The following is an 11,741-nucleotide window of genomic DNA, read 5'->3' as shown; positions in this document are numbered from 1 at the left end:
TGCGGCGGTGGGTCTTGCGATGGGCGGATTGCCGTGCTAACCCCGGTGAATCCATGGGAGCAGCTGATCGAGATTATTCGCGGACGGAAACAAGGCGCTCCGCGCCGACTGGGACGCTGACACCGGTGGTTAAGTGGCTATTGATCATCAATATCGGGGTATATCTGCTGGATATTCTGTGGTTCCAGGGTCGATTGAGGAATTTAGGTGCCTTCACCATCAGTTCATCCATTCTTCAAGGGAAGATCTGGCAGCTCATCACCTTCCAGTTTTTGCACGGCAGCGTTGCCCACGTGCTATTCAACTCGATCGGAATCTACTTCTTCGGCCCCTGGATGGAACGCTGGTGGGGGGCGAGGCGTTTTTTGGTATTTTATCTCCTTTGTGGAGCGGCAGGCGCTTTATTTTATTCGCTGCTGACGCTGCTGCACGTGCTTCCCACGGACCTCTTTGGTGGATTGGTAGGTGCTTCAGCTGGCATCTATGGCATCTTGGTCGGGATTGCGATCATTGCTCCGAATTTACGGGCGATGCTCATTTTTCCTCCGATCGAACTTTCCATCCGGCAGATGGCTTTGGCTGTTTTGCTGATCGCGGTGGTGAAAATCGTTTTCGATCTGAGCAACGCAGGTGGCGAAGCAGGCCATCTGGGAGGTGCCATCCTTGGATTCATCCTGGTCAAATATCCGATTCTACTCGGTTGGGCGAAGAAGCATGAAAAAGAGGTCGAGATCATTCGGCCGAAGCGATTCAGTTTCCGTCCCGAGGCGAAATTGAAGCCTCGCACCAGTGTGAATCTTGAGCGTGATTCGGAGGTGGATCGCATTCTGGATAAAATTTCGCGTGAGGGCATCCACAGCATCACTGCTGAGGAAAGAGAAAAATTAAACCGTGCCTCGATAGGCAAAAAGTCCGACTCATGATGACAGATCAGGAAATGATGAATTGCCCGGATGATGCCTCGCAGATCGACCGACTGCGCGCCATCATGCATCGCCTGCGTGCACCAGGCGGCTGCCCATGGGATGCGGAACAATCCCACCAATCGCTGGTTTCCAATCTAATCGAGGAAGCTTACGAAACGGTCGATGCGATTCAGCGTGAGGACTTCGATCACATGAAGGAGGAGCTGGGCGATCTGCTGCTCCAGGTCGTGTTCCATAGCGAAATTTCGCAGGAAGCAGGTCGTTACAATCTGGACGATGTCGCTCGCGGAATTTGCGACAAACTCGTCCGCCGACATCCTCACGTTTTCGGCACGAGCGCTGCCGCTACGACAGATGCCGTACTTCAGCAATGGGATCAGATCAAGCGGGCGGAAAAAGGTGATGGTGAAAAACCCTACCTGCACGGTGTTGGCAAAGGCTTGCCTGCGTTGCTGCGGGCGGCGAAGTTGCAGAAGAAAGCCGCCAAGGTTGGCTTCGATTGGCCGGTGGAAACCGGCGTCATCGCCAAGATTCGTGAGGAATTGATCGAGCTGCAATCTGCCGTGGATGCCCAGGATTTGCCCGCGGTTTCAGAAGAGCTGGGAGATCTGATGTTTTCGGTGGTGAATCTCGCGCGCTTTCGCGGTGCGGATCCCGAGGTGCTCATGGCGACGGCGAATGCAAAATTCGAAACCCGCTTTGGCAAAATGGAGCAGCTGCTCAAGTCCCAAGGACACACTCTCGAATCGGCCACGCCTGGCCAAATGGAAAGTGCGTGGGAAGCGGTGAAGCAGGCCGGCGGTTAATTCTCGTGGATCGCCCAGCGGAGAAATCGTGACTTGGTGGTGCCGGTGGGTGCTGATGGCGCACGCGCCACCGCTTCGCCATCGGTGAGAGTCACTTCCACGCCTTCCTCGGACCAGTTCACGAGATCGTCCGACCATTCGGCTGAATAGGTGATGCCGTCCTTGACCTCTGGCAGAGGCTGGCGGAGCACGAGTCGTGATTCGGTTGCGTCCAGGAATGAACCTTTTGACGAGATATTCGGCTCCACTTCTTCGACCTCAATGGTGTTTGCAAGGGATCCTGGCTTGAGAGGGTCGAGGCTGAAGGCGTATTTCACGCCGTTTGGCACGCCGTCACCGGTATCGTCGCCAGCGAATCCTTTGGTGAGGAATGGGAAGTTGTATTCGATCCATGCATCAAAGCCCTGCTTCGGATTGGTGGTGGGGGTGATGGTATTGAATGGCCCGTAAGGGAACCAGCGGTTGCCGAGTTTCACATGCATGCGCAAGTGGACGGTCTCTCCTGCTTCCAGTTCTTCTCCGGTGAAATCCGAACTCAGGGCAAAGCTGGTGGTTCCACGCTCGATCGGATTCCGCTTGAGCAGTTCCAGCATTACGGTGTTCGTCGTGGAAATATCATCGATGAAAATACCTGTCGGATAAGTGGGATACAGGTGATGCGAGTAAACCGATTTATAGGGTTCCGCATGGTAGCGGAATCGCACGCGGACCGGCTCATCGGTGTTTGGAAGCTGACCGGACCAGGTTTTGATAGCGGTGTCCGGGTTGTTGATCCCTACAATCGGTTGGCCAATTGCGGTCCAGGTGGAGCCTGCATTGGTGCTGGCTTCAACCGTCAGAATACTGTCCGGAGTCATCAGACCACGCTTGTATAGGAAAGTGAGGGTCGAACCACTGGAAGTGAAAATCTCCCGATCCAGCTCAAAGCTTTGTTCCGGCGGGCGGTTTACGACCGGATCAAATAGATACGGGAAAGTGAGATGGAACACCTTGCTGCCATTGATCCCGGTGAAAACGCTGTAAGCCGGATAATTCACCGTTGTGCGGAAATCGTAGGTGGAATCGGTGCTGTTGATCACGGTGGCCGATTCTTCCTCTGCTGTCTCGATCCAATTGCCGGGAGCATCGCGGAAAGTGGAAATTTCCATGGCTTCGACTTGGCTGGACCATTCGAAATAATATTTCGGCGTGGCTGGCAAAAATGGTTCGGCGCTGCCCAATACGGTTTGTGGAATCGTCACAACGTTGGGGTTGATCAGCGTGACCGGGTAGGAAAACGATGATGGAACGCCATCTCCCTCGATGCCTTCAATCTCGACCACACAGTGGCGATCTTCGATCAGATCGGTCGCTGCCATGTCGCCGGTGACTTGCCAGACGATTGCCGGATTTGCGTAACGGTTGTCCCCGACGGCATTCATTTTGATCCGCGAGCCACCCTCGACAGTCATGTAAACGGTCGCGTTGGAAAAATCGGCGCCGGGATGGCTGCATGACCAATAAGGCGAGTTGATTGGGGCCGGAAAGTAGCCCTCATTCGGGAAAGTGAAAAAGCCGGTTCCGGTGGCCGATTGAACCTCGTCCGGTTTTTGCAGAACATACAAAGCGCTGGTCGGCGGCCGTGGAGTAAATGTGTCGGAGTTCCAGTAGCCCGGGGTATTTCCGGTGGAGAAATCCGTTGCGTTCGGAGACAGGACAAAACGGCGGTGACCGACCCGATCGTTTTCGCCGGTCGTGTTTGCGTAGTCCTCCCGCATGAAGGCATTGATCGCTGCCGGTCCGTAGAAGCCGTAAGTGAGGTTGGATTTGGCATTGCCATTCCAGGCGATGGTGCTCCAGCCGACGCACTGCGCAGGCACCGGGTCGTGGTTCAGCCCGCTCGCAGCATTTCCAGACGCAGTGGGGGAGCTGTAGGTCGCCGCGATCATGGTCGCAGAAGCTTGCGCGGCGGTGGCTTTGGTCGTCGTGTCGGCCGGCTTATAGGTATCGTCGGTATCGATGCGAACGGTAGAAGCCGTATTTAACTGAATATCCGCAGATACTCCTGCCATAGCTCTAAAGTAATTTAAACGTCGCTCGCAATCGCGAACTAAGTTTAAGTATTCCGGGCCGGGCTCACCCATGGTGGATGCACCTAAGTTAATAAATGCCTCGTGACTACGATAGTTTTCCGAAGCCTGGTAAACTCCATGCCAAAAAGAGACCACGTCATTCCGGTCATAAGTATCCACGGTAAATCCTGAACTTACCGAGTCTGATGGATCATCGGTATAAACCCGTGGCGTCCAGGCGATTGCATTCGCTGAAAACAACAGGGTGGATAGTAATGTCGCTCCTTTGAGGGTGAGGGAGGGAGTTAAGCTGGCCATGGATCTTGATATCGGATTGCTCCTGTCAAGACTGTCGACGGCTCAGCCAGTTCGGCGGATTCGAGGGTTAACTCAAATCGTCGAATTCATAGCGAATTGCCGACAGGCAAAACAGGCTTGCTGTTTCCACCCGGAGCACGATGTCTCCAAGTGAAGCAGGTTGAAATCCGGCACGGAGGGCTGCCTCGGTTTCAGGACAGGTAAAATCCCCTTCTGGGCCAATAAGTAAAGATACCTCTTTCATTCTTTCAGAAACGCGCAAAATCTTTTTGAGCGGCTCTGAGTTTTTTTGAAGCGATGCAATGATTTTCAGTGAGTTGCATGAATCGTTGTGATCCAGGCAATTATTGAACGTTTTCGGCTCGCTGATCGTAGGGAGCGTGTCCTGGCCACATTGTTTGCATGCTTCAAGCGCGATGCGTCGCCATTTATCGGCTTTTCCATCGCCTGGTTGGACCACGGTGTTTTGGGTGATGACCGGGATGATGGTGGACACACCCAGCTCAACCGCCTTTTGTACAATGAGCTCCATATTTTTCCCTTTCGGGATCGCTTGGAGCAGGGTGATGGCTGGCGATAGAACTGGTGAGGCAAGTGTCTCACCCATTGATAATGAGACCTTATCGCGTGAAATCTGAGTAATCTCGGCCGCGGCGCGCCGCCCTTTGCCATCGAAGACGACGATTTCCTTTCCCGGCTTGAGCCGCAGCACTTGGGAGGCGTGCCGGGCTTCATCGCCGGTCAGGATCGCTTGATCCCAAGTCTCGGGTGGCAGGAGGAACCGAGGCATGGATCAGGCGGGCTTATAAGTCGAAAAAGCGTTTCGCTTTTTGGAAGAATCCTTCCTGCATTGGGGAATTGGCCTCGCCGATCGATTCTGAGAAGTCACGGAGTTTCTCCTGCTGCTCATGATTCAGCCGGGTTGGTACCTCGACCTGGACCTTCACATTCAGGTCACCACGGCGTCCGCCGGAAAGTGCGGGAATGCCTTTGTCGCGCAGGCGGAAAACCGTGCCGCCTTGAGTGCCGGCAGGGATTTTGATCGATGACTGACCGTTCAGGGAAGGAACCTTCAGTTCGCCACCCAGCGCAGCCACGCTGAAAGGAAGAGGCACCTCGCAGAACAGATCGTCGCCTTCGCGCTCGAAGACATCGTGATCGCGGACGTGGAGGAATACGTAGAGATCGCCAGCTGGACCGCCGCGCACCCCAGCGTCGCCATTTCCAGACGAACGCAAGCGCGTGCCGGTATCGACCCCGGCGGGAATCCGGAGCTTGATCCGGCTGTCCCGCTGCACCCGGCCTTCACCGTGGCAGTCAGAGCATGGGTCGGAGATGGTTTCTCCCGCACCGCGGCATTCAGGGCAGGTGACCTGCTGGATGAAAATGCCAGCCTGGCGGGCGATCACGCCGCGACCACCGCAGGTCGAGCAGACTTTGACTCCACCGGAGCCTTTGGTGCCCTTGCTGTGGCAGGTTTCGCATGGAACGGAGCGCTCGATTTCCAACTCTTTCTCGACGCCTTTGGCGGCATCTTCGAGAGAGATTTCCAAATCGTAGCGCAAATCACTGCCACGCTGCTTGCCGGAGGATTTGCGACGGGATGAGCCGCCGCCGAAAAATTCTTCGAAGCCGCCACCGAAGGCACCTCCGAAAACCTGGGAGAAAATGTCCATCGGATCATGGAAGCCGCCACCGGAGCGACCTCCACCCATGCCACCGGAGAAGGCGGAGTGGCCGTAGCGATCGTAAGCAGCGCGCTTGTCCGGATCGGACAACGCTTCATAAGCCTCGCCAAGTTCCTTGAAGCGCTCCTCAGCAGTCGGGTCCCCGGGGTTTTTGTCCGGGTGAATCTTTACCGCCAATCTGCGGTAGGATTTTTTGATGACGTCGGGCGTCGCCTCGCGGGTGACTTCCAGGATTTCGTAGTAATCTCGTTTATCGGCCATCGTCTTATTGGGCTCCTTCTTCAGCCGGGTGTTTGGAAACGATCACGCTGGCAGGGCGCAGCAGGCGGTCACGCAGGCGGAATCCACGGCGGGTTACGCGCAGGATTTGTCCTTCTTCACCTTCCGCTTCTTCGGATGATACCGCATCGTGCAGATTTGGATCGAAGGTGCCGGTTGCATTGATTTCTTCCACTCCTTGATTGGAAAGGAATTCGTTCAGCTGGCGGCGAACCATGTCCATGCCGATGTAGATCATCGATTTTTGGTCTTGGGATGCGGCTTGCATGCCCATTTCGAAATTATCAATCACCGGGAGCAATTCCTCCAGCAAGCGCTGGTTGGCAAAACGGATCGCATCCTCGCGGTCGCGCGCGGTGCGCTTGCGGAGATTGTCCATTTCTGCAGCGGTGCGCAGGGAGACTTCCTTCCATTTTGCAGCTTCCGCTTCCAATTGCTCCCATGGGTCGGCATCCGCAGATGCTTCGGCGGCAGCGGGTTCTGGGGTTGGTTGGGTTTCCTGGGTGGCCGTTTCTTCGACGGAGTTGTCGGCAGTTTCGGCGTTTTTGTCAGGATCGGCGTCGGGGTGCATGGCGCATAGGTGTAATTGAGAATGTCAAACCGTCAACCCCCGGCAGCATGAAGTTGACCTCAGAAATTGTTAAAAATCACGTATCTTAAAGGTTCTCTGAATGAAGCGTGCGGGAAATCGGCTTGCCAACCCTTGTACAGATGGATAATCCCGCAAGTCCCTCGACGCGCGATTCTTTCATGAAGTTGGCCCAGCTGTTAGACCTAGATCAGATCCTTCCCGATATGAAAGCGGTGGATCACTGGCCGTCGATCCAAGAGCTGGTGCAACAGCTGGCTGAGTTGGGAAAGCTGGATGCCGCTCTGCATGAAGAAGTTCTGGAGTCTCTCAAGGCTCGGGAAGAGCAGGTTAGCACAGGGATCGGCCACGGAGTTGCGATCCCGCACGCGTTCTCCGATAATCTGGATCACGTGGTCGCGATCTTCGGTCGCTCCCAAAACGGCATTGATTTTCAGGCCCTGGATGACGCGCCGGTCCATTTCATCATTCTTTTTATTGTGCCGCGAAAGGATTATCACCTTCACCTTCGAACTTTGGCGGCCATTGCGAAAATGTTCACCAATGCCGGCATCCGGCGCCAATTGGGAATGGCCCAGAACCGGGAAGAAATTCTCGAAATTCTAAGCTCGAAGCCATCCCGCACCGGCTTGGCCACCAACTGATCTCCTGGTGATTTCCAGGACCCCTTTTTTTATCATGACGATCCTCCAGGACCTTGAATCACGTCTCGCCACTGCCCTCGAATCCGTAGTCGGCGAGCCGACGCGCGGTCCCGTGACACCTGCCGCGGACCTGAGATTCGGCGATTACCAATCGAATGCGGCGATGGTGTTGGCGAAGCAGCGCAAGACGAATCCGCGAGCCCTGGCGCAGGAAATCATCGACAAAATCGACCTCTCCGGCCTCGCCACTGCGGAAATCGCCGGTCCCGGCTTCCTGAACTTCCGGATTTTACCAGAGGCCTTCGCCAGCCGTGCGACGGCCATGCTGAACGATGAAAAACTCGGCGTGCCCAACATCGGAGCCGGCAAGACCGTGGTCGTGGATTTCTCTTCACCCAACGTCGCCAAGCCGATGCACATCGGTCACATCCGCTCGACCATCATCGGTGATTCGTTGGGGCGGGTGGCACGGTTTCTCGGTTTCAACGTGATTGCAGACAATCACATCGGCGATTGGGGGACCCAGTTCGGGATGATTCTCTACGGCTGGAAAAATCTTCTGAACCACGATGCGCTGGAAGTCGATCCTATCGCCGAACTTGTCCGCGTGTATCGCGAGGTCAATGCGGCGACCAAGGACAATCCCGAGTTGCGCGAGGAGTGCAAAAACGAACTGGTTCGTCTCCAAACCGGCGATCCGGAAAATACGGAAATCTGGCTGCGCTGCATTGATTTGTCGAAACTCGGCCTGCAGAAGATCTATGATCGCCTCGACGTTCATTTTGATTACTGGCTTGGCGAGAGTTTCTACAATGATCGGCTCGGCAGCCTGGTGGAAGAGTTCCTGGAAAAGGATCTGGCTCGCGTGAGCAACGGAGCGGTTTGTGTTTTTTCCGGCGGCACCAAAAAGCTCGAAGAAGACCCGTTCCAGGTGCACCGGGAAGAAGGTTGGGTGGACAATCCATCGATCATTCGCAAAGCCGATGGTGGCTTTCTCTATGCCACGACGGACTTGGCGACGATTGAATACCGGATCGATACCTGGAAAGCAGACCATGTCTGGTATGTCGTGGGTGTCCCACAGCAGCTGCATTTCCGTCAGTTGTTCGACGCCGCTGAACGCTGGGGTAAATCCTGTGATTTCCAGCACGTGGCCTTTGGTTCGATCCTGGGTGAAGACCGTAAAATGCTGCGCACACGATCCGGCGAAAATGTCGGCCTGATCGAGGTGCTGGAAGAAGCTGTTGAGCGCGCCGCAGCCGCCATTGCGGAGAAAAATCCGGATTTGGGAGCGGAAGAGGCTGCTGAAATTGCTGAAACGGTCGGCATTGGAGCGGTCAAATTCGCGGAACTTTCGCAAAACCGGCTCACCGACTACGTCTTTTCCTGGGAGCGGATGCTGGCCCTTCAAGGGGACACGGCCCCTTACCTGCAATATTCCAATGTCCGGATTCGTTCGATTTTCCGTAAACTAGAGCAACCATTCGACGCCGCGAACGCATCGATTGTCCTGACCGAAGACCAGGAAATCCATCTCGCCCGGTTGCTGGTTCGCTTTGGTGAAGTGGTGCCGACGGTGTTGGATGATTTCCGGCCAAACCTGCTGGCGAATTACCTGCTGGAATTAGCTCGTGCGTTCCACTCGTTCTTTGAGGCTTGCCCGGTGCTGAAGGCGGAAGGCGTGACTCGCGCAAGCCGCCTTGCGTTGTGCGATCTTGCCGCCAAGACCCTGGGCAAAGGCCTCGACCTTCTGGGTATCAAGGTGCCAGAGAGAATGTGAACCAAGTTTCATTTTTTAGTTTCGGCGAAGATAAGCTCAGGTAGGATTTGCGGCGTTCTTCGTCATGCCTCCATTTTACGTCATTGGTCACAAAAATCCGGACACGGATGCCATCTGCTCCGCGATTGGCCACGCCTCACTGCTGCGAGCTCTCGGTGAAGAGCCGGAAGCGGTGGCAGCCCGATGCGGTGACATCCCCCAGCGGACTGCCTGGGTGCTGGATCGGGCGGGGATCGAAGATCCGATTTTGCTGACCGATGCTCGGGTCAATGTCGGCATGCTCTGCCGCCGCGATGTCGTGCAGGTTTCGTTGTCGGACACCTTTTTGACGGCTTACCGCAAGATGCTCGGCTTCGGCGTGCGTTGCGTGCCAGTCACGGATGAGGAAGGTACGGTCCATGGGGTGCTGCGTTACCTTGATCTTTTGGAACTGCTGCTTCCTGCCGAAACCGAAGGTTTGAGCGTGCGGACGGTTCATGTGTCGCTCGCGAAATTGGCGGATACGCTTCAGGCTCAAAGTATTGGCGCGAAATTGCCGCCCCCGGAAGATGAGGAGGACCTGATCCTTCTCGTCGGTGCGTCATCCCAAGGCACGGTGGACAAACGTCTGCGCGTTGCGACCAAGGAAGGCAACATCGGCAAGTTCCTGGTGATTTGCGGCGACCGGCCGATTGTGCAGCGCTTGGCGATTGATCACGGCGCGCGGGCTTTGCTTGTCACCGGTGATAATCCGATTTCGGGTGATATTCTGGCTTATGCCGCGCGAAAAGGCATCGTCTTGCTGCGCTGCCATCAGGATACGGCGAGTGCGTCGACTCTGATCCGCTGTTCGCGCACGGTGCGCCACGTCATGGAAACCGATTTCACGACGCTGGGTGCTTGCGAACCGGTTTCCCGTTTGCGCAAGCGGCTTGCCAGTGTCGATCAGGACTTATTCCCGGTGAACGAGCACGAAACCGGGAAAATGCTCGGCGTCATTTCGAAATCGGACCTGGTCGATCCGCCACGCATTCGCTTGGCGCTCGTCGACCACAACGAATACGCCCAGGCGGTCAATGGGGTCGAGGAAGCGGAAGTCGTGGAAGTGATCGACCACCACCGCTTGGCTGGTGATTTGGTCTCGCGCGAGCCGATCCGGTATCTGAACGAACCTGTCGGCTCAACTTCCACCTTGGTCGCGCGGAAGTTCATTCACCGTGATCTCGAACCAGATCCGGGCGTTGCGATGTGCCTGTGCGCTGGAATCATTTCGGACACGCTCTGCCTAACTTCGCCGACGACGACATCGCTCGACCACGAAATGCTGAAATGGCTGTGTGGCATCGCGAAGATTGAGCCGGAAAAATTCACCGAGGAGTTCTTCGCCGTCGGCTCGCTGATTGCGACCGGAACGCCGAGCGAAATTCTCAATGCCGACCGCAAGGAGTTCACCGAGGATGGCATGAGCATCAGTATTTCTCAGGTTGAGGAACGCGATCTTCATGGGTTCAGCTCCCGCCGGGATGAACTGGAAAAGGTGCTCAAGGAATTGGCCGCAAAGTGGAATTACGACATCGCCGTGCTCGCGATTACCGACGTTACCGGTCACCACAGCGTGATTCTCGCAGTCGGTCCCGATGCCGTGCTGGCGCATTTTCCGTTCAAGCGAATCGACAGTTTGCTGTTCGATGCGCCGGGGGTGGTCAGCCGGAAGAAACAACTTTTCCCAGCGGTTTCGGAAGCGATCCGCCATTCCCGCTAGTTGGCTATGGAGCGGGCGATCGATGGCTTCATCCGCTTCATCGCAGTCGAGCGCGGACTATCGGAAGCTTATCAGATTTCGGTCAAGCAGACGCTGGATGCGCTCAGTGGCTGGATGGCCAAGCAATCCATTCCGCTCCAGGATCTCGGCACGGAGGAGCTTTCGAAGTTTCTGGGCGATCGGAAAACCACCGCACTCGCCACATCATCGCTGCGCATCGCCACGGTTCATCTCAAGGTGTTTTTCCGCTGGATGGCGATGACGCATCAGTTGGAAATGGATCCGGCGGAGCCCCTGATGGCGCCTCGCGGTGATCAATCGCTGCCGGAAACATTGCACGCCAGTGAAGTGGTGAAATTGCTCGATTCGATCGACCTGCAACAACCCCTGGGCCGACGCGACAAGGCGATCCTGGAGCTGTTTTACTCGTCTGGCTTGCGTCTTTCAGAACTTTGCAAAGCACGGCTTGAGTGGATCGATCTGGAAGAAGGATTCATTCGGGTCACAGGCAAAGGCAACAAGACGCGGCTCGTCAGGATCGGGCAGAAGGCGTTGGAGGCCTTTAACGATTACCTGCAGAATGAGCGTCGGTCGTTGGTCACCAAAAAAACTTCATCGCACGCGTTTCTGAGTGTGCGCGGCGGCCCGCTCTCGCCGGATCGGGTTCGTCAAATCGCGAAGGAACGGGCCGCTGCAGCCGGGATCGAGCAAAACATGTATCCGCACCTATTGCGGCATTCGTTCGCGACTCATTTGTTGGAAGGCGGCGCGGACCTTCGGGTCATCCAGGAACTGTTAGGCCACGCCGACATTTCAACCACCCAGATTTACACCCACGTCGATCGCCAACGGCTGAAGTCCGTTCACAAAAAATTCCACCCGCGAGGCTAGGGTTGAGTAAAATCCAGCCATTGACTCG

The 11,741-nt window shown here is 55.8% G+C and carries 10 protein-coding genes; 6 read left to right on the top strand and 4 right to left on the bottom strand.

All coding sequences use genetic code 11. From position 1 onward, the window contains the following. The first annotated feature begins 53 nt into the window (after nt 1-53). The gene (locus JIN85_RS10780; protein ID WP_200270497.1) at nt 54-923 is read left to right on the top strand and encodes a rhomboid family intramembrane serine protease; all 870 of its coding nucleotides are present in this window, start codon (nt 54-56) and stop codon (nt 921-923) included. Further along, a complete protein-coding gene (gene mazG, locus JIN85_RS10775) occupies nt 920-1,732 on the top strand; it encodes a nucleoside triphosphate pyrophosphohydrolase (RefSeq protein WP_234047366.1) in 813 nt (270 codons plus the stop codon). Before JIN85_RS10780 ends, mazG begins: the two co-directional genes overlap by 4 nt. Here the strand turns inward: mazG and JIN85_RS10770 are convergent. From JIN85_RS10770 to grpE, 4 genes are all read right to left on the bottom strand, one after another. Next, nucleotides 1,729-4,101: a hypothetical protein gene (locus JIN85_RS10770; protein WP_200270495.1), complete on the bottom strand. Its 2,373-nt coding sequence runs from the start codon at nt 4,099-4,101 to the stop codon at nt 1,729-1,731. The genes mazG and JIN85_RS10770 overlap by 4 nt on opposite strands. A gap of 67 nt (nt 4,102-4,168) precedes the next feature. Further along, a complete protein-coding gene (locus JIN85_RS10765; protein WP_200270493.1) occupies nt 4,169-4,891 on the bottom strand; it encodes a 16S rRNA (uracil(1498)-N(3))-methyltransferase in 723 nt (240 codons plus the stop codon). Nucleotides 4,892-4,904: 13 nt separating this feature from the next. Next, complete coding sequence (gene dnaJ, locus JIN85_RS10760; protein ID WP_200270491.1) at nt 4,905-6,050, bottom strand: molecular chaperone DnaJ; 1,146 nt, start codon at nt 6,048-6,050, stop codon at nt 4,905-4,907. A 4-nt stretch (nt 6,051-6,054) separates the two neighbouring features. After that, nucleotides 6,055-6,639, bottom strand: a complete 585-nt coding sequence (grpE, locus tag JIN85_RS10755) for a nucleotide exchange factor GrpE (RefSeq protein ID WP_200270489.1) — start codon at nt 6,637-6,639, stop codon at nt 6,055-6,057. A gap of 179 nt (nt 6,640-6,818) precedes the next feature. Between grpE and JIN85_RS10750 the strand changes: the two genes are divergently transcribed. From JIN85_RS10750 to JIN85_RS10735, 4 genes are all read left to right on the top strand, one after another. Further along, nucleotides 6,819-7,301: a PTS sugar transporter subunit IIA gene (locus JIN85_RS10750; RefSeq protein WP_200270487.1), complete on the top strand. Its 483-nt coding sequence runs from the start codon at nt 6,819-6,821 to the stop codon at nt 7,299-7,301. Nucleotides 7,302-7,335: 34 nt separating this feature from the next. Further along, nucleotides 7,336-9,081, top strand: a complete 1,746-nt coding sequence (gene argS / locus JIN85_RS10745; protein ID WP_200270486.1) for an arginine--tRNA ligase — start codon at nt 7,336-7,338, stop codon at nt 9,079-9,081. A 64-nt stretch (nt 9,082-9,145) separates the two neighbouring features. After that, nucleotides 9,146-10,822: a putative manganese-dependent inorganic diphosphatase gene (locus JIN85_RS10740; protein ID WP_200270484.1), complete on the top strand. Its 1,677-nt coding sequence runs from the start codon at nt 9,146-9,148 to the stop codon at nt 10,820-10,822. Between the two features lie 6 nt (nt 10,823-10,828). Continuing rightward, entirely contained in the window at nt 10,829-11,713 is an 885-nt protein-coding gene (locus JIN85_RS10735) for a tyrosine recombinase (RefSeq protein ID WP_200270482.1), read from the top strand. The last annotated feature ends 28 nt before the right edge of the window (nt 11,714-11,741 follow it).

Source organism: Luteolibacter pohnpeiensis (assembly GCF_016595435.1).
GTDB classification, from domain to species: domain Bacteria; phylum Verrucomicrobiota; class Verrucomicrobiia; order Verrucomicrobiales; family Akkermansiaceae; genus Luteolibacter; species Luteolibacter pohnpeiensis.
This window is presented reverse-complemented; position numbering and strand designations above follow the sequence as displayed.